The sequence below is a fragment of the Chryseobacterium sp. CP-77 genome, assembly GCF_036362765.1.
In the GTDB taxonomy this organism is placed as follows: Bacteria; Bacteroidota; Bacteroidia; order Flavobacteriales; family Weeksellaceae; genus Chryseobacterium; species Chryseobacterium cupriresistens.
Genome location: NZ_CP143637.1, coordinates 2,818,674 through 2,838,574, shown reverse-complemented (window position 1 = coordinate 2,838,574; position 19,901 = coordinate 2,818,674). Strand labels below are relative to the sequence as shown.

General features: G+C 37.5%; 17 protein-coding genes and 1 tRNA gene. All 18 read left to right on the top strand.

The window, feature by feature from the left end; genetic code table 11:
* Nucleotides 1-95: 95 nt before the first annotated feature.
* The 18 genes from V0410_RS12585 (at nt 96) to rpoB (ending at nt 19,846) form a co-directional block, all read left to right on the top strand.
* A complete protein-coding gene (locus V0410_RS12585; protein ID WP_330743553.1) occupies nt 96-1,337 on the top strand; it encodes a TolC family protein in 1,242 nt (413 codons plus the stop codon).
* Nucleotides 1,338-1,341: 4 nt separating this feature from the next.
* Nucleotides 1,342-2,427: an efflux RND transporter periplasmic adaptor subunit gene (locus V0410_RS12580; protein WP_330743552.1), complete on the top strand. Its 1,086-nt coding sequence runs from the start codon at nt 1,342-1,344 to the stop codon at nt 2,425-2,427.
* Between the two features lie 69 nt (nt 2,428-2,496).
* Nucleotides 2,497-5,595, top strand: a complete 3,099-nt coding sequence (locus V0410_RS12575) for an efflux RND transporter permease subunit (RefSeq protein WP_330743551.1) — start codon at nt 2,497-2,499, stop codon at nt 5,593-5,595.
* A 159-nt stretch (nt 5,596-5,754) separates the two neighbouring features.
* The gene (locus tag V0410_RS12570) at nt 5,755-6,321 is read left to right on the top strand and encodes a hypothetical protein (protein WP_330743549.1); all 567 of its coding nucleotides are present in this window, start codon (nt 5,755-5,757) and stop codon (nt 6,319-6,321) included.
* Between the two features lie 2 nt (nt 6,322-6,323).
* Nucleotides 6,324-7,430, top strand: coding sequence for a hypothetical protein (locus V0410_RS12565; RefSeq protein WP_330743546.1), 1,107 nt, complete (start codon nt 6,324-6,326; stop codon nt 7,428-7,430).
* Nucleotides 7,431-7,690: 260 nt separating this feature from the next.
* Nucleotides 7,691-8,878, top strand: a complete 1,188-nt coding sequence (gene tuf / locus V0410_RS12560) for an elongation factor Tu (RefSeq protein ID WP_110008219.1) — start codon at nt 7,691-7,693, stop codon at nt 8,876-8,878.
* 64 nt (nt 8,879-8,942) lie between these two features.
* Nucleotides 8,943-9,013 (top strand) — tRNA-Trp (locus V0410_RS12555).
* Nucleotides 9,014-9,025: 12 nt separating this feature from the next.
* The gene (gene secE, locus V0410_RS12550) at nt 9,026-9,232 is read left to right on the top strand and encodes a preprotein translocase subunit SecE (RefSeq protein WP_002976410.1); all 207 of its coding nucleotides are present in this window, start codon (nt 9,026-9,028) and stop codon (nt 9,230-9,232) included.
* Nucleotides 9,233-9,251: 19 nt separating this feature from the next.
* Complete coding sequence (gene nusG / locus V0410_RS12545) at nt 9,252-9,794, top strand: transcription termination/antitermination protein NusG (protein ID WP_002976412.1); 543 nt, start codon at nt 9,252-9,254, stop codon at nt 9,792-9,794.
* A 514-nt stretch (nt 9,795-10,308) separates the two neighbouring features.
* On the top strand, nt 10,309-10,929 hold the full coding sequence (locus V0410_RS12540; RefSeq protein ID WP_330743515.1) for a hypothetical protein: 621 nt from the start codon (nt 10,309-10,311) through the stop codon (nt 10,927-10,929).
* A gap of 11 nt (nt 10,930-10,940) precedes the next feature.
* Nucleotides 10,941-11,588 (top strand): hypothetical protein, encoded by a 648-nt coding sequence (locus V0410_RS12535; protein WP_137905186.1) that lies wholly within the window; start codon nt 10,941-10,943, stop codon nt 11,586-11,588.
* A 7-nt stretch (nt 11,589-11,595) separates the two neighbouring features.
* Nucleotides 11,596-12,264, top strand: coding sequence for a hypothetical protein (locus tag V0410_RS12530; protein ID WP_330743512.1), 669 nt, complete (start codon nt 11,596-11,598; stop codon nt 12,262-12,264).
* A gap of 270 nt (nt 12,265-12,534) precedes the next feature.
* Nucleotides 12,535-12,978: a 50S ribosomal protein L11 gene (gene rplK, locus V0410_RS12525; protein WP_047435399.1), complete on the top strand. Its 444-nt coding sequence runs from the start codon at nt 12,535-12,537 to the stop codon at nt 12,976-12,978.
* Nucleotides 12,979-12,989: 11 nt separating this feature from the next.
* The gene (rplA, locus tag V0410_RS12520) at nt 12,990-13,682 is read left to right on the top strand and encodes a 50S ribosomal protein L1 (protein ID WP_002976422.1); all 693 of its coding nucleotides are present in this window, start codon (nt 12,990-12,992) and stop codon (nt 13,680-13,682) included.
* A 17-nt stretch (nt 13,683-13,699) separates the two neighbouring features.
* Nucleotides 13,700-14,287, top strand: a complete 588-nt coding sequence (gene rplJ, locus V0410_RS12515; protein ID WP_110008215.1) for a 50S ribosomal protein L10 — start codon at nt 13,700-13,702, stop codon at nt 14,285-14,287.
* 46 nt (nt 14,288-14,333) lie between these two features.
* On the top strand, nt 14,334-14,702 hold the full coding sequence (rplL, locus tag V0410_RS12510) for a 50S ribosomal protein L7/L12 (protein ID WP_062675820.1): 369 nt from the start codon (nt 14,334-14,336) through the stop codon (nt 14,700-14,702).
* Nucleotides 14,703-14,969: 267 nt separating this feature from the next.
* The gene (locus V0410_RS12505) at nt 14,970-15,383 is read left to right on the top strand and encodes a hypothetical protein (RefSeq protein WP_330743498.1); all 414 of its coding nucleotides are present in this window, start codon (nt 14,970-14,972) and stop codon (nt 15,381-15,383) included.
* Nucleotides 15,384-16,024: 641 nt separating this feature from the next.
* The gene (gene rpoB, locus V0410_RS12500; RefSeq protein ID WP_137905183.1) at nt 16,025-19,846 is read left to right on the top strand and encodes a DNA-directed RNA polymerase subunit beta; all 3,822 of its coding nucleotides are present in this window, start codon (nt 16,025-16,027) and stop codon (nt 19,844-19,846) included.
* Nucleotides 19,847-19,901: the final 55 nt, after the last annotated feature.

Sequence of the window (19,901 nt, the reverse complement as noted above, 5' to 3'; positions counted from 1 at the left end):
ACGGCCTGCTCAAGCCTATTTTAATATTTTTTTAAGCGTCATTTAAGTTTCTTTTAATCGCATCAAAGCAATTTTGTAATTTAAAAATAAAAATAATGAACAGAATTGCAGTGCTGTGCCTGGCCGTTTCCTCATTCATGGCGGCACAACAGCAGATGTCTCTTTTGGAATGCGAAGAAGCGTTTCAGAAGAACAACCTCCAGCTGCTCGCCGAACAGTACAATATCAATATGGCTGATGCGGATATTCTGCAGGCTAAAATCTGGGAATTACCTCAATTAAGCGGACAGTTCAATGCTTATAATCCGCAGGACAAAAAGTTTTTTGATGTAGGACATTCTAAGGGAGCAGGTATTACTCAATTGATTTATATGGGTGGCAAAAAGAAAAATGAAATTGCTTTTGCCAGGTCCAATAAAGAACTGGCCCAGCTTCAGTTTTCCCAATTGCTGGCAGATTTACGATATCAGCTTCGTTCTGCTTATTTCAATCTTTATTATGAAAAACTAAAACTGGAAAACACCAACAGGCAGCTGGGATATATGAATGATCTCTTAGATGCTTACCGTGTACAGTCTTCCAAAGGAAATGTTTCTCTTAAAGATGCTGTCAGATTACAGAGTATAGTGATCCAACTCAATCATGATAAGCTGGAGATCAACAAAAATATTCTTGATTTTGAACAGAATCTGAAAGTTCTGACAGGAGTTTCAGAAGAAATAGAGCCAACAATATCCGAAACCGAAGCTAAAGAAGCTTTGGCAGCACAGCCTTTCGGTAATGAAGAAGAGTTGAAAGGTAAAGCCCTTGAAAATAATGCAGATTACCGGTATAATCTAAAGCTTATTGATAGCAGTAAGCTGTATGCACAATGGCAGAAATCACTGAATGTCCCTGATGTTACGGTAGGAGCTGCATGGGATCAGGCGGGAGGAACTTTTAATAACGAAGCGAATCTAACCTTGGGAATTCCTTTGCCGCTATGGAAAGCGAATCAGGGAAATGTTGTAAAAGCAAACTATGCGATTCAACAGAACCAGAAAAATGCAGACTTTCAAAAGCTGACTCTGGAAACCAAAGTTCAGTCTGCCTACAAAACCTGGAAAGCACAATATGATCAGCTGCAGGATGTGAAAACGACAGATCTTCAGAATATGGAGCTTGTTTATAACGGAATGCTGAACAATTTCAGAAAGGGAAATGTCAACCTGATTGAATTTACAGACTTTATGGACAGCTACAGGGAAACAGCCCTTCAGATCTACGATATGAAAAATGAGATCATGCAGTCTGCAGAACAGCTTAATCAACTAGTACAAACGAAAATCTTCTATTAAAATCATGAAAACATATATTATTCCCGTATTGATGGTTCTTTCATTAATAGCCTGTTCAAAAAAAGAGGAAGAGAAAAATATTCACACCAAAAAAGGATTTGAACTCAGTAATACGATGCTGAGTTCTATTTCCCTGGCAAAGGTTGAAAAAAGAAATATAGAAGACGAATACAGTTTTTACGGAAAAATCTCCGCAGACAAAAACAGTTATATAGATGTTTATCCATTAGTTGGAGGAAATGTAATGAGCGTCAATGTAGAATTGGGCGACTATGTAAAAAAAGGACAGGTTTTAGCCACCATCAGAAGTACTGAGCTTGCAGAAATTCAGAAGGATGTAAGTGATGCAAAAACAGATCTGGTAGTGGCAAAAAATAACCTTCGTGTCGCGAAAGAACTCTATGAAGGAAAACTGAATACCGAAAGAGATGTACTGGAAGCTAAAAGCCAGTTGCAAAAAGCCGAAGATCAGTTACAGAGAGCTGCAGCAGTAAGTACGGTTTATAATGTAAAAACCGGGAATATATACAGTGTGGTAGCACCTATCAGCGGTTATATTGTTCAGAAAAGTATCAATAAAGATATGCAGCTGAGAAGTGATAGAAGCGATAATATTTTTGATGTGGCCAACACCACCAATGTATGGGCGATTATGAATGTCAATGAATCTGATATTGATAAAATCAGTCTTGGAATGAAAGCTCAGGTATCTACTCTATCTTATCCGGACAAAGTTTTTGACGGAAAAATTGATAAAATTTTCAAAATTATTGACCCGCAGACCAATGCCATGCAGGCAAGAGTCGTATTAGACAATGCCAACGGACTTTTGATCCCAGAGAGTAAAGCCACGATAAAAGTTTCCAGTCTGGAAAGCAACTCTACGCTTACCGTTCCCTCCAAAGCAGTGATTTTTGATGATAATAAAAGCTTCGTAGTGGTTTTTAAATCCAGGACAGATGTGAAGATCAGAGAAATCAAAGTATTAAAGCAGGTGGGTGATGTCACCTATATTGCAGACGGTCTGAAAGAAGGAGAAGAAGTGATTACCAACAACCAGCTGCTGATCTACCGTTCACTGAACAGCTAGTCTTATTAAACCATTAAGAATACTGATATTTTTCTTTAACGGCTTTTTTAGGTCATCAATGTATCTATCATGAATAAATTCATAAAAAATATAATTGCTTTTTCATTAAAAAATAAAGCATTTACCTTTATCTGGGTAGCGATTTTAGCCATCTCCGGCTTTATAAGTTTCAAAAACATGCCTATTGAAGCTTTTCCGGATGTAACCAATACTCAGATTGTCATCATTACCCAATGGAATGGGCGTAGTGCAGAAGAAGTAGAACGTTTTGTTACTACTCCCATTGAATTGGCAATGAGCCCGGTTCAAAAGAAAACAAGTGTGAGAAGTACCACCATGTTTGGGCTTTCTATTGTTAAAATTCTGTTTGACGACGGGGTGGACGATACTTTTGCCAGAAATCAGGTCAATAACCAGTTAAGAACCATTAGCCTTCCTGATGAGGTAGATCCCGAAGTACAGCCACCCTACGGGCCAACCGGTGAAATTTTCAGATATACGCTTGAAAGTAAAACCAAAGATTCCCGGGCGCTGCTTACCCTGCAGAATTGGGTAATAGACCGTGCTTTAAGAGGAGTTCCCGGCGTTGCGGATATCAATGTTTTCGGAGGACAGGATAAAGTTTTTGAACTGAGTATCGATCCGAGAGCTTTGGATAAATACAACCTTACGCCGCTTCAGGTATATGATGCTGTCACCAAAAGTAACCTGAATGTAGGAGGAGATGTCATTGAAAAAAATGGTCAGGCTTATGTGGTAAGAGGTATCGGTTTGGTAAAATCTGTAGCGGATATTGGAAATATTACCATTCAGAATGACAGTGGAAACCCTGTTTTGGTAAAAAATGTAGCAGAAGTTCACGAAAGTTCCATGCCCAGAGTAGGGCAGGCCGCTCTTAATCATCATGACGATACGGTGGAAGGAATTGTTGTGATGAGAAAAGGGGAGAACCCGAGAGAGGTTTTAGTAGGGGTGAAGGCTAAAATTAAAGAGCTTAACGAAAAAGTACTTCCGAAAGATGTTAAAATGGTGACTTTCTACGATCGTGACAATCTGATGGATTTTACCACTCATACCGTAATGCATAACCTTATTGAAGGTATCGTACTGGTAACGGTTATTGTTTTGATCTTTATGGCAGACTGGAGAACCACGCTGATTGTTTCCATCATTATCCCATTATCCTTATTGTTTGCCTTTTTATGTTTAAAACTGGCAGGAATGAGTGCGAACCTGCTTTCTTTGGGAGCAGTAGACTTCGGGATTATCATAGACGGAGCCGTCGTCATGGTGGAAGGCCTTTTCGTAATGCTGGATCATAAAGCGCATAAGTACGGGACGGAGAAGTTTAATAAACTTGCCAAGGGAGGATGGATTAAGCAAACCGGAACAGGACTGGGAAAAGCCATCTTCTTTTCAAAATTAATCATCATTACTTCCTTGATTCCTATTTTCTCATTCCAGAAAGTAGAGGGGAAAATGTTTTCTCCTCTGGCATTTACATTAGGGTTTGCATTAATGGGAGCATTGATATTTACATTAACTCTTGTTCCTGTTCTTTCGCATATCCTTTTAAATAAAAATGTAAGAGAAAAAAACAATCCGTTTGTGAATTTCTGGGACAGAATCGTTTTGAAAGGCTTTAATTTAACGTTCAGGCATAAGAAGATGAGTATGATTGTAGCGATTTCCTTTCTGGCTGTTACTTTGTTTTCGGGGAAATTCCTTGGAACAGAATTCCTACCCCAGTTGAATGAAGGTTCATTGTGGATCACAGCCGAAATGCCGATGAGCTCCTCATTAAAAGAATCTCTGAAAACAGCTGATCTTTTAAAGAAGGACATTATGAGCTTTTCCGAAGTGACAGATGTGCTCGCCCAGACGGGAAGAAGTAATGATGGAACCGATCCCAACGGATTCGGATTTGTACAGTTTGCGGTAAACCTTAAGCCAAGAGAAGAATGGAAGCGTAAGATTACTTATGACGAACTGATCAATGAAATAGACAAAAAACTCAGAAGTTATCAGGGAATTACTTTCAACTACTCCCAGCCTATTTCAGATAACGTAGCAGAGGCAGTGGCCGGTTTTAAAGCTGAAAACGGAATCAAAATCTATGGTGATAACCTGGAAACCCTTGACAAATTAGCCCACGAAGTTTTGCTTAAAATTAAAGACGTACAAGGCGTGAAGGATCCGGGAATTATTAAAAATATCGGCCAGCCGGAAGTAAGCGTGGTTTTGGACAGAGATAAAATGGCCGCTTATGGAGTGATGCCCGCAGATGCGCAGGCTGTGCTGGAGATGGCATTTGGAGGGAAAACTGCCTCTGAAATGTTTGATGGGGAAAGGAAATTCCCGATCCGTCTTCGGTATTCTCAGGAATACAGAACCAATGAAAATGACATTGCTGCTTTGATGGTTCCTACACAGGATGGAGCAAAGATTCCTTTAAAAGAAATAAGCACCATTGTTAAAGATAACGGAGCCGCATTTATTTACAGAGACAATATCAAGCGATACATCGGGGTGAAATTCTCCATCCGTGACCGGGATTTGGGAAGTACGATTGCGGATGCTCAGAAAAAAGTAGAAACGATTGAACTTCCGGACGGTTATTCAATAGGATGGACAGGTCAGTTTGAAAACCAGCAGCGTGCCTCACACAGGCTGGCGCAGGTAGTACCGGTGAGTATTCTGATGATTTTCTTCCTGTTGTTTATTCTGTTCGGCAATATGAAAGATTCTCTTCTGGTATTGGCAAACGTACCTTTTGCTTTGATTGGAGGTATCATCGCTTTGCATGTTACCGGAATCAATTTTGGAATCTCTGCCGGAGTAGGAATGATTGCTCTTCTGGGAATTTGTATCCAGAACGGGGTAATCCTTATTACAGAATTCCACCAGAATGTTAAAGACGGAATGGATATCGATACCGCTATATTAAATGGAGTAAAATCCAGGACGAGACCTGTAATTATGACAGCATTGATGGCTTCCATAGGGCTTATGCCGGCTGCCTTGTCTACAGGAATCGGATCGGAGTCTCAGAAACCTCTTGCAATTGTCATTATCGGAGGACTGATTACAGCTACAGTGCTTACTCTGCTTATTTTCCCGATTATTTTCTGGATCTTCAACAGAACAGGAAAACTGCAATCAATTTAATTTGTTATAATATTTCGCCTTTGGAAATTCCTAAGGCGATTTTTTTTAATTTCTTGTCGTCTGATTTCGAATAAAATAATTAAATTGGGCAATTAGAAAAAAACAAATGATATCTTATAATTAATCCCTCATCTCTATACACAAATGTTAAAACACAAAATGAAACGCTACAAAAAAAGAGTTCTTTTTTTGTTTGGCTTTTTAATCGTCTTGCTTCCCCTGCAACTTGTTTTTAAGGTTAATATTGAAGAAACCTATCCTTCATTTAACTTTCCGGGATTCGCATCCTATCCCATAAAAGATGGAAAATATATTAATTTTACCAAAACCACTTCCCATGTCTTTTTTAAAGACGGGTCAGACAGTATTTTGGTCAATAATGATTATCTGGGAGAAAGTATACCGAGAACCATACAGATTACCCTTATTCAGAATTTGCTTTTTCCAAGGAAATATCCGGTTTTGGACAGCCGGGTGAATTCCCTTCCTCCTTATAAAAAGAAGTTTTACCTGTTGAAAAAATCTATCCTTAACCGGAACATTAAAAAAGTGGATATGGAAGAAAGTAAAAAATTCATTGTAAACAGACTTGAGAAAAGATTTCCCGGTAAAAAAGTCGCCGCTATACAGGTGATCAATGAAACTAAAGATTTTGATATAACCACAAGAAAATTGACCCAGAAATCTGTGTATGATACTGTACTGAGTTATCGTTTTTTAAACTAATAATGATGAATAAATTAAAAGAACTTCCCTTTGTTTCTTACCGTCCCAGCTATGAGTTCCTGGCATTTTACAGAATATTTTTTTCCATGTTCCTGTTATGGTCGGGAGTAGCAGATAACAGCTGGATCCATTCTATTCCTAACAGTGCTATGCTTCCGCCCATCAGCATCCTGTCTTTCACGGATATTGTCCCTTCTGAAGCATTTTTTGTGCTTTGCAGATATATAATCTACGCATGTTTATTGTTGATACTGATAGGATATAAACCTAGAATATTTGCAATATTGTATATGATCCTGTATGTATTGACGAATAATTATGCCTATTCGTTTGGAAAAGTGAATCACGATTTTATTTATACACTTCCGATCATGATAATGGCATTCTCTCCCTGGAACAAAACCTTTAGCTTCTTTCCTGAGCCCGTAAAAGAAACGGATGAGCTGGCAAAATCGTGGCCTCTGTTTATGATAAGTTTGATTTTCAGCTTCGGAATGTTTACTGCCGGGTTTTCTAAAATTCTGGGAGGCTGGCTGAGCACTGATATTCAGTATACTCAAATATTTTTTACGCAATATAGGTTTATTATAGGGTGGAACGATCTGCTTTCGGATTTTTATGAAGGAATTAATTCTAAAATATTCTGGGAAGCCCTGGATTATTTTACTGTTATTTTTGAAATGGTTTTTATTGTAGCGTTCATGTCTCCGAAATTTTTCAGATATATGCTGCTGGTAACTATTTTCTTTCACCTTAATGTATTATTGATGCTGAATATATCTTTTATGAATTCCATAGGACTTTACAGCCTTTTTATTCCGGCATGGCTCCTGCCGTCAGGTTTCAGAAACCGAATCAAGAATGGGATGCTCAGAATATTTAATCCGGAATATAGGAAAGCAGCTATTGCAGTAGTAATTCTATACCTTTTAGTACTGAAAATTTTTAATATTAATACAATGGGATCTGTGATAAACGGTCTCTTCTCCCTTATTGCATTCTGCAAACTTTCCACACCTCTTATTATGCTGGGAAGTGCGTTTTTATTTTCATTGTATTTATTGATTCGGTCATTAAGGAAGACTGATCGGAATAATATTCTGAAATAAACACAGGTAAGAGTGAATGCTGCTTTCTGAAACTTATTTTTTATATTGGGTTTCAGGCTTTTTCATAAAAGGTTTCAGAAAGATTTTTTCAATCCGGAAAAATGTGTAAATTTGCAGTCTCAATACGTTGAAATATAAGGTTTGTCCTTCACTGGATGATAATATTGAAAGTTTTTTTAATAAAAAGTTTTTGGTATTTAAAAATTCATTATATTTGCACACCGAAAATTTGAAAAACAATAAATAAATAATTTTAAATCATGGCAAAGGAAACGTTTAATCGTAACAAACCACACTTGAACATTGGTACTATTGGTCACGTTGACCATGGTAAAACTACACTTACTGCAGCTATCAGTAGTGTATTAGCTAACAAGGGTCTTGCTGAGAAGAAAGATTTCTCTTCTATTGACTCTGCTCCAGAAGAAAAAGAAAGAGGTATCACTATTAATACAGCTCACATCGAGTACGAAACTGAAAACAGACACTATGCACACGTTGACTGTCCAGGTCACGCCGACTATGTTAAAAACATGGTAACTGGTGCTGCTCAGATGGATGGAGCTATCTTAGTATGTGCTGCAACTGATGGACCAATGCCTCAAACTAGAGAGCACATCCTACTTTGCCGTCAGGTAAACGTACCAAGAATCGTTGTTTTCATGAACAAAGTTGACATGGTGGATGATGCTGAGCTTTTAGAGCTTGTTGAACTTGAACTTAGAGATTTATTATCTACTTACGAATATGACGGAGATAACTCTCCAGTAATCCAGGGATCTGCTCTTGGTGCTCTTAACGGAGACGAGAAGTGGGTTAAGACTGTTGAAGAATTAATGGATGCAGTTGATACTTGGATCGAGCAGCCTGTTAGAGATCAGGATAAAGCATTCTTAATGCCAATCGAAGACGTATTCTCTATTACAGGTAGAGGTACTGTAGCAACTGGTAGAATCGAGGCTGGTGTTATCAACACTGGTGATCCAGTTGATATCGTAGGTATGGGTGATGAAAAATTAACTTCTACTATTACAGGGGTTGAGATGTTCAGAAAAATCCTAGACAGAGGTGAAGCTGGTGATAACGTAGGTCTATTGTTGAGAGGTATTGAAAAAACTGACATCAAGAGAGGTATGGTTATCGCTAAGAAAGATTCAGTTAAGCCACACAAGAAATTCAAAGCTGAGGTTTATATCCTTTCTAAAGAAGAAGGTGGACGTCACACTCCATTCCACAACAAGTACCGTCCTCAGTTCTACGTAAGAACTACTGACGTTACAGGTGAGATCTTCTTACCAGAAGGTGTAGAAATGGTAATGCCTGGTGATAACTTAACAATCACTGTTGAATTACTTCAGCCAATCGCTCTTAACGAGGGTCTTAGATTCGCGATCAGAGAAGGTGGTAGAACAGTAGGTGCAGGTCAGGTAACTGAAATCATCGACTAATCCACATCTAAAACAATATAAAAAGCTTCCGTAAGGAACACTCTTTACGGAGCTTTTTTTAACTACGGGCATCGTCCAATGGTAGGATACCGGTCTCCAAAACCGTTGATCAGGGTTCGAATCCTTGTGCCCGTGCAAATATAAATTATGAGTTCATTTGTCGATTTTTTAAAAGGTTCTTATAACGAATTCAGACATAAAGTTGAATGGCCAAAATGGGCTGACCTTCAGTCTTCTACAATTGTAGTTACTATTGCGACAGTTATTCTGGCTTTATTTACCTTTGGAGTTGATGAATTGTTTTCAAAAGCAATCAGCAACATCATAGGAATGCTAATCAACTTGTTCAATTAATAATTAAGTATTTTCCATAATGAGCGAATTGAAATGGTATGTGCTGAAAGCAATCAGCGGACAGGAAAATAAAGTGAAAAACTATATTGAGACAGAAATCAAACGTTTAGGGTTTGAGCAGTACGTTACTCAAGTGGTTATTCCTATGGAAAAGGTAATCCAGATTAGAAACGGTAAAAAAGTTCCTAAAGAGAGACCTTACTATCCTGGCTACTTGATGATTGAAGCTGACCTGATGGGAGAGATTCCTCACGTTATTAAAAATATCCCAGGAGTTATTTCTTTCTTAAGTTTAACAAAAGGGGGTGATCCTGTTCCAATGAGAAAATCAGAGGTAAACAGAATGCTTGGAAGAATGGATGAACTTTCAGAATTTGCAAGCGATGTTGAAATTCCTTATGTAGTAGGTGAAAACGTTAAAGTAATCGACGGACCTTTCAACGGATTCAATGGTACAGTTGAGAAGATTCTTGAAGACAAAAAGAAAATTGAAGTTTCTGTATTGATCTTCGGTAGAAAAACTCCAATGGAACTGAGCTACATGCAAGTAGAAAAAGTATAATACATTACTTATAAAATATAAAAAAGACTGCTTTTAAAGCAGTCTTTTTTTGCTGATTCCATTTCAATATATTTTAACAATAGTCTCTGGCGATGCTTCTCGGTTATTTTTTCGGTAAATAATAGTGCCGTTCTATTAATTCATAATGAAATATTGAATTTGAATCTTCATTTTTTTTTTCACTCTGGCTAGAGTTTTTTTAAGTTTGCTGAAACTATTGTGCTGATATTCAAATTTCATAACTCTGCTGACTACTTCTATAAAGTAGTTTACTTTAATTGAATTATCACCATTACGTGACCCTTTTTGCTTTTTTATGGATCAAGTTCCTTTTAGTTCCTTAATTCACTTTCATATGGCATACTTCTTGCAACCAAGCTGTTAGCTAATCCACAAAATTTTATTCTTTTTATTTCATACACTGGTTACAGAGGTATGGGCATTCTATGTTTTAAATAAGAATAGAATTAAGATCAGTCACCCAAGAGCATAAGCTTTATAAACACATAACTCAATGACAAAAATTATTTCGATGATCACTCTGGTGGGCACATCAGTGCTCATGAGTGCGCAGGTTGGTATCAATACTGCGACACCAGAAAAAGAGCTTACCGTAAACGGTACAATGAAGACATCAGGAATTGTTTTTAAACAACCCCTGGAAAAACTGAAAGCGGATGAGAATTACACTTTCATTATCAAATCTCCGGCGCCGGACAACAAAATTACAGCGTACAATGATTCTTTTGTACCTAATTCACCGGCTCCTATTAACCTTGTTCAATTCAAAATTACCTGCGATCCTAATGACAAAGATTGGGTAAATCAATTTGACACCAAGATCAATTCCAGCAAATTTTTGGTGGTTATCTCTTCTTTTGGTTTTACACAGCCTACAAGAACTTATTCCGGAGACTGGCTTACCCCAGTGCCACAGATCTTTGCTTACTCTTCAGGAGGGACATGGAAGCTTAAGGCAGATTACCATGGATTTGCCCCTGATAATTCTTTACCTACAGGAGTCTGGACACTCAACTTACTGGTGTTTGATAGGTCGTACGCGAAAGATTTTAATTCAACACAAAACCTTAATGGGTCAGCTACTGGTGCGGCGACAGCTCCATTAATTCAATAAAAACATAAATTATGAAAAAAATTATTGCGATACTCTTTACGGGTTTTGCTGCTTTAAGCATAAATGCACAAGTAGGAATAAATACTAAAACACCCAAAGGAACTCTTGATGTTGAAGGGGAAACATTAGTAGAATCTTATTTAATAGATACTGAAAATACAAAGGCAAGCGGAAACTATCTTCTTCTTACCCGGTCAAAAGATACTTCACCGGTAGGTAAGGTGAAGCTGCTGGATATATCGCTCCGTAATGTAGCCCCTGTAAATATGTATAATGTTGTATTGAAAAATGTAAGACAGGATGAAGTTGTGAATCTCAATACAGGATTAGATGCAAGTAAATATGTGGTGGCCATTACAGGTGCTGTTTTTACAGGAGCGGTTTCAGCAGCGAACACAAGTACGACCCCAAAATCGTATGGTTCTTACTCAACTGAAATTACACAGGTGACCAGCGGCGGTAAACAGTACCATGCTATTAATTTAGCTTTTAAAGGAGCAGGAACTGTTTCTTCCATCAATGGAACCTGGACACTTACCTTAAATGTCTTTGAAAAATCCTTAGTGAAAGATTGGGGAACTTTTAACGGTTCTGTTTCAGCATCTGCTTCACCGGGATATTCGGGAGTATCAACCAATACGCCACTGGGCCTTCAATAAAAAAACTATGGAAAGAAAAATTTATATCACAATAATCCTATGTCTTGGGATGTTTTTAAACGCCCAGAAAGGAAAAGTAGGGATCAACACTGCTAATCCCTCAGAAACACTTGATGTTAATGGAAAAACACATACGAATTCCTTATATTTAAGAAATCCGGGAGAACCTACGATGACAGGAGGAAGCTTTTTAGCCACTTCGCAGAATGCCTTACAACTGTATGATCCGGCTTTGGAAAGCAGCGGGCTGTTCAATTATCTTAAACTTACCCTTACCGGTGTACCTGGAACAGGAATTACAGATTATGATACTAAAATTGATGCCAACAACTTTTTAGTTATCCTCCACAATTATTCCTTCAAGCTGAACGATGGAAATACCAGTGTAATGCTTGATTATGGTGACAACGGTGTGAATGATAACAAACAGGGATCGCCGGATGTAGTGGCTTTCAAAAGTAACGGAACATGGCACGTCAGAGCTAGATTTACAGATAGCAGAATGATCGCCACCAACACAACTACACCATCAAGAACCTATAATAACTTTACGGTTGATCTTTATCTGATGGCTTACAAAAGATTAATTGAAAAGCAAAATATAAACGATATCAATGATGATCTTGGTGGAAACGACGGTTCTACGAAAACAATTAATAAACCTTCAGGCTTTTAATCAGTCTTTTCTTTTAAAATATTTTAAAAACGGTTATTTAATGCAGATAACCGTTTTTGTTTTTGGGGCTATATTTTCAAAGATACATTAATGGGGCTTGATTTATTTTTTTTCTAAAACTTTTAAAAATCAGCAATTTCCGTTTGCTATTTCAAAAATATTTTATACTTTTGCAGTCCAAAAAGTAGGTTTATTGTTATGTGAGTGCATAACCTACTGAATAATAAATGCTTCCAAACTCATTAATTATTCAAATTTAAAAAACAAACAATGGCTAAGAAAGTCTTTAAAATGGTAAAGCTTCAGGTGAAAGGTGGCGCAGCTAACCCTTCTCCACCAGTAGGTCCAGCATTGGGTTCTGCAGGTGTGAACATCATGGAGTTTTGTAAGCAATTTAACGGAAGAACCCAAGATAAGCCAGGGCAAGTTTTACCTGTAGTAATTACAGTATACGAAGACAAATCTTTTGAATTCGTTATTAAAACTCCACCTGCAGCAATCCAGCTAATGGATGCAGCTAAGATCAAGGGAGGTTCTGGTGAACCAAACAGAAACAAAGTAGGTTCTGTAACTTGGGAACAGGTAAAGAAAATCGCTGAAGATAAAATGGCGGATCTTAACTGTTTTACAATGGACTCTGCTCTTTCTATGGTTGCAGGTACTGCCAGATCTATGGGATTAAGAGTAACAGGAACTAAACCAACTAACGCTTAAAACTTAAAGAAATGGCAAAATTAACTAAAAAGCAAAAGGAAGCTTTAAGCAAAGTAGAAAAAGGAAGAATCTATAACCTTGAAGAAGGTTCAGCTCTTGTAAAAGAAGTGAACACTACAAAGTTTGATGCTTCTGTAGATATCGCTGTAAGATTAGGAGTAGACCCTAGAAAAGCAAACCAAATGGTAAGAGGTGTTGTATCTCTTCCTCACGGTACTGGTAAAGATGTTAAAGTATTAGCTCTTGTAACTCCAGATAAAGAAGCAGAAGCTAAAGCTGCTGGTGCTGACTATGTAGGTCTTGACGAATATTTACAAAAAATCAAAGAAGGTTGGACAGATGTTGACGTTATCGTTACAATGCCAGCTGTAATGGGTAAATTAGGTCCATTAGGTAGAGTATTAGGTCCAAGAGGTTTAATGCCAAACCCTAAATCAGGAACTGTAACAATGGAAATTGGTAAAGCAGTAACTGAAGTAAAAGCAGGTAAAATTGATTTCAAAGTAGACAAGTATGGTATTATCCATGCTGGTATTGGTAAAGTATCTTTCGATGCTGCCAAGATCAAAGAAAATGCTCAGGAATTAATCCAGACATTGATCAAAATGAAACCAACTGCTGCTAAAGGAACTTATGTGAAGAGTATCTATTTATCTTCTACAATGAGCCCAGGTATTGCAATTGATACTAAATCTGTTAACTAATAATAATCCTTAAGACAATGACAAAAGACCAAAAAGTTGTAGCAATACAAGAGATCAAAGATTTGCTTCAGGATGCAAAAGTAGTATACGTAGCAGATTTAGAAGGTTTGAACGCTGGTAAATCTTCAGATTTCAGAAGACAGGCTTTCAAACAAAATATCAAAGTGAAAGTAGTAAAAAATACACTTTTACAAAAAGCAATGGAGCAGATTGAAGGAGTTGATTACTCTGAAATGTTCCCATCTTTCAAAGGAAACTCAGCGTTAATGATTGCTGAAACAGCAAACGCTCCTGCGAAATTGATCCAAGGATTCAGAAAGAAAGAAGAAAAGCCAGCTTTAAAGTCTGCTTTTGTTCAAGAAACTTTCTACGTTGGTGACAACAACCTGGACATGTTGGCTAACATCAAGTCTAGAGAAGAAATGATCGGTGAAATCATTGGATTACTTCAGTCTCCAATCCAGAGAGTTGTTTCTGCTCTTCAAAACAAACCTGAAACTGTAGAAGCTAAAGCTGAAGAAGCTGCTCCTGCGGTAGAAGAAACTCCTGCTGAAGCTCCTGAAGCTGCTGCAGAAAGCACTGACGAAACGCCAGCTGCTGAATAATTACACTCAAAAAATTAAATAAATAATCAACAAAAACATTACAACAATGTCAGATTTAAAAAATTTAGCTGAAACGCTAGTAAACCTAACTGTAAAAGACGTAAACGAATTAGCTGCTATCCTTAAGGATGAGTACGGAATTGAGCCAGCTGCTGCTGCTGTAGTTGTTGCTGCAGGTGGTGCAGGTGATGCTGCTGAAGAAAAGACTGAATTCGATGTAATTCTTAAGTCTGCAGGTGCTTCTAAATTAGCTATCGTTAAATTAGTAAAAGATTTAACTGGTGCTGGTCTTAAAGAAGCTAAAGATATCGTAGACGGAGCTCCTGCTGCAATTAAGCAAGGTGTTTCTAAAGACGAAGCTGAAGCTCTTAAGAAGCAATTAGAAGAAGCTGGTGCTGAAGTAGAATTGAAATAATTTCAATTGTATATAAATAAAGAAGCCCGGGCAAATGCCCGGGCTTTTTTGTATGTAAGCTTTTGTAAATGTGTCTTTTAATTTTTAATAGTAATATAATATTGTTATTACTAATACTGATATAGTTTTTTATGATTACATATTTTGTGGTGATGTGTGATTTTTTTTACGTTCATTATTGTGTTTAATTATTTTATGTGAATTTTTATCAGTTAATTGTTGTTTTAATTGAAAAAATATTATATTTGTATTGAAAAAACACAATAATTGGATAGAAATAACTTTCTTTTCTTTGGTCATAAGATTACGCTTCTGAAGATTTTGACGGCTATAGGAAAACTAAACACGAAGATAATATCTGTAATAATGGCAAAGCTTGAGTTGTCATATGGTACAGTTATTACCAATCATTTGTGGTTTTGCTTTACTGATGTTTCCGTTGATCTGTATACTAAAGGTCATCATTGGACAGGTTTGTATAACGGTTCTGCCGGTCAAAAAGAAAGCTATTTGTTATGTAATAAAAGTTTCCGGGATAATTTTCCTTTTTTTAAAACAACAATTCTGAAATATACTTCCTCAGAAGTAGTAAATCGACTGCCCAATAGAATGGATGGCATTATTCGTAATCCTGTAACATCTTACAAGCGTAAGTGTCCTTACGGTGTCGTTTATGAATGAGATGAAAATGTATTGGAATTGTCCTTTCAAAAAGCATTTATATGAAAACATCAAATAGCATTAGAAATGAAAAATAAAATATTAACCATCGTTCTACTAATAACCTGTAAGTTTCCGGGAAATCGCTCAGGTAGGTATTTGTATTTGTTCAGTCACGGAAACCTCAAAAATAAAATCTTATAAGGTTATTGTGAAATAATCATAGGATTAGCTTGTGTTGTGGAGGGGGTGCTCATATTTGGGCAGCCTCTCTCGTTTTTAAGAGTCTCAAAATGAGATGATTTATTTGTTTTTGTGGATAACTTTTTGTATCTTTGCCCTTCTTTTGGCGCGAAAAATTGTATGTAAATTTATAAAATACTGAAAATCAACTCTTTCACTGTGTAAACGTGGAAGGGATTTCGTGTATATAAATACTGCGGTAATACAGCCTCAAAAGTAATAAAAATATTTTGCATTACGCTGTGAAAAGATATACCAGTGTTGCAGTTAGAAAGAACCAGGTAGGAAGTTTAAAAGAATCTAAGGTCCTTTGTGAGCGCCAAAAACACTTTTACCTTTTACTTTTATCTTGTTTCTTTGTTCTTTTCTGATATTTTTTAATGAATCAAAATATTTTTTAACCCTTTCTTAAAAGTTTTATGAGTAAAACAAAATCAACAACTCAAGGAAATCCGAGAATTAATTTCTCATCAGCGAAAGGAAAAATCATCACTCCGGACTTTTTGGATATCCAAATTGAATCTTTCAGAGAATTTTTCCAGCTTGATACACTTCCTGAAGCCAGAAAGACAGAAGCTCTTTACAAGACTTTCCAAGAGAATTTCCCAATTACGGATTCAAGAAACCAATTCGTATTAGAATTCTTAGACTATCTGGTAGATTCTCCACGTTATTCAATCGATGAGTGTGTGGAAAGAGGACTTACTTATTCAGTTCCTCTAAAAGCTAGACTTAAACTGTATTGTACTGACCCGGAACATGAAGATTTCCAGACTGTGGTTCAGGACGTATACTTAGGTCCGGTTCCTTATATGACGCCAAGTGGTTCTTTTATCATCAATGGTGCTGAAAGAGTTATCGTTACGCAGCTTCACCGTTCACCTGGTGTATTCTTCGGACAAACTTACCACGCAAACGGAACCAAACTTTACTATTCAAGAATTATCCCTTTCAAAGGATCTTGGATGGAATTTACAACTGATATCAACAGCGTAATGTACGCGTATATCGACCGTAAGAAAAAATTACCATTAACAACTTTATTAAGAGCGATCGGTTATGAATCTGATAAGGATATCCTTCAGATCTTCGACCTTGCTGAAGAAGTGAAAGTTTCTAAAGCTGCCCTTAAAAAAGTAGAAGGGAGAACATTGGCTGCGAGAGTATTGAACACCTGGTTCGAAGATTTCGTAGACGAAGATACAGGTGAGGTAGTTTCTATTGAAAGAAACGAAATCATCCTGGATAGAGAAACTATTCTTGAAAAAGAACACTTAGATCTTATTCTTGATGCGGGTGTGAAATCAATTCTTATTCACAAAGAAAACAGCAACGAATTCTCTATCATCCAGAATACATTACAAAAAGACCCTACTAACTCTGAAAAAGAAGCGGTAGAGTATATTTATCGTCAGTTAAGAAACGCAGATCCGCCAGATGAGGAAACGGCAAGAGGAATCATTGAAAAATTATTCTTCTCTGAGCAGAGATATTCATTAGGTGAAGTTGGACGTTACAGATTGAACAAAAAGCTAGGTCTTAACATTCCAACTACAACTGAGGTTCTTACAAAAGAAGATATCATTGCTATTGTAAGACACTTAATCGAGCTTGTCAACTCTAAAGCAGAGGTTGATGATATTGACCACTTATCAAACAGAAGAATTAAAACTGTTGGTGAGCAGTTGGCTGGACAGTTCGGGGTAGGTCTTTCAAGAATTGCAAGAACAATCAAGGAAAGAATGAACGTTAGAGATAACGAAATCTTTACTCCGCTTGACCTTGTAAATGCGAAGACATTGACATCAGTAATCAACTCGTTCTTTGGTACCAACCAGCTTTCTCAGTTTATGGACCAAACCAACCCTCTATCAGAGATCACTCACAAGAGAAGATTATCTGCACTAGGGCCTGGTGGTTTATCAAGAGAAAGAGCAGGTTTCGAGGTTCGAGACGTTCACCATACTCACTACGGAAGAATTTGTCCGATTGAAACTCCGGAAGGACCAAACATCGGTTTGATTTCGTCTTTAGGTATTTATGCTAAAATCAACAGACTAGGTTTCATCGAAACTCCATATAGAAAAGTAGAAGGCGGTAAGATTGAGCTTAACGCAGATCCTATCTACTTAAATGCGGAAGATGAAGAATCTAAAGTAATTGCTCAGGCAAACGTTGAATTGAGCGACAACGGTGAATTTGAAACAGACAGAATCATTGCAAGATTGGATGGTGACTATCCGGTAGTAGAACCTAGCCAGGTAGACCTTATCGACGTAGCACCAAACCAGATTTCCGGTATTTCCGCTTCATTAATTCCATTCCTGGAGCATGATGATGCGAACCGTGCATTGATGGGATCCAACATGATGCGTCAGGCCGTTCCTCTATTGAAGCCACAGGCTCCAATCGTTGGTACAGGGCTTGAGCAGCAAGTTGCAAGAGATTCAAGAATCTTAATTAACGCTGAAGGTACAGGTACAGTACAGTACGTAGATGCTGACAGAATCGTTATTAAATATGAAAGAAGCGAAGACGAAGATTTAGTACAATTCGAGTCTGCTACTAAAACATATAACCTTACTAAGTTCAGAAAAACGAACCAGAGTACAACCATTACCCTAAGACCAAACGTAAGAGTAGGTGATGTAGTGGAAAAAGGACAGGTACTTTGCGACGGGTATGCTACTGAAAAAGGAGAATTGGCTCTTGGTAGAAACTTAGTAGTAGCGTTCATGCCTTGGAAAGGGTACAACTTCGAGGATGCAATCGTAATCAACGAAAAAGTTGTACGTGAAGACTGGTTTACTTCAATCCACGTAGATGAATATTCTCTTGAAGTTCGTGATACTAAATTAGGTATGGAAGAGCTTACAGCAGATATTCCAAACGTATCTGAAGAAGCTACGAAAGATCTTGACGAGAACGGTATGATCAGAATCGGTGCTGAAGTGAAGCCTGGAGATATCATGATTGGTAAAATTACTCCAAAAGGTGAATCTGACCCTACTCCTGAAGAAAAACTTCTTAGAGCAATCTTCGGTGATAAAGCTGGTGATGTGAAGGATGCTTCATTGAAAGCTGACTCATCATTAAGAGGTGTTGTTATCAACAAGAAATTGTTCTCAAGAAACATCAAAGACAAAAAGAAAAGAACTGAAGAAAAACTTAAACTTGAAGAAATTGAAAACACTTACAAGGCTAAGTTTGACGAGTTGAGAAATACGTTAATTGAAAAATTAAATACACTGGTAAGCGGTAAAACTTCTCAGGGGGTACAAAACGACCTTGACGAAGAAATCATCGGTAAAGGTGTGAAATTCACTCACAAGTTATTAACTTCAGTTGAAGATTATGTAAACGTTAGCGGTTCAGACTGGACAGTAGACGCTGACAAGAATGAATTGATCAAACAATTGATTCACAATTACAAAATCAAATATAACGACATTCAAGGAGTTAAAAACCGTGAGAAATTTGCTATTTCAATCGGAGATGAACTTCCTGCAGGTATCATGAAGCTGGCTAAAGTTTACATCGCTAAGAAACGTAAACTGAATGTAGGAGATAAAATGGCAGGACGTCACGGTAACAAAGGTATCGTTTCAAGAATCGTTCGTGAAGAAGATATGCCATTCCTGGAAGACGGAACACCGGTAGATATCGTATTGAATCCACTTGGGGTACCTTCCCGTATGAACATCGGTCAGATTTATGAAACAGTTCTTGGATGGGCTGGTCAGAAGTTGGGTATGAAGTTCGCTACACCAATCTTCGATGGAGCAACTCTTGATCAGATTACTGAATATACAGACAAAGCAGGTCTTCCTAAATTCGGTCACACTTACCTTTATGATGGTGGTACCGGAGAAAGATTTACTCAGGCTGCGACTGTAGGGGTTATTTACATGCTGAAATTAGGACACATGGTTGATGACAAAATGCACGCACGTTCTATCGGTCCTTACTCATTGATTACTCAGCAGCCATTAGGAGGTAAAGCTCAGTTCGGAGGTCAGAGATTCGGAGAGATGGAGGTTTGGGCACTTGAAGCATTCGGTGCATCTAACATCCTGAGAGAGATCCTTACTGTGAAGTCGGATGACGTGATTGGTAGAGCAAAAACTTATGAAGCAATTGCAAAAGGTGAATCTATGCCTGAACCAGGTATTCCGGAATCATTCAACGTATTACTTCACGAGTTACAAGGTCTTGGATTAGACGTAAGATTGGAGGAGTAAGATATCAGATGTCAGACACAGGATGTCAGACTACGACACTCTAAGAATTTTATAA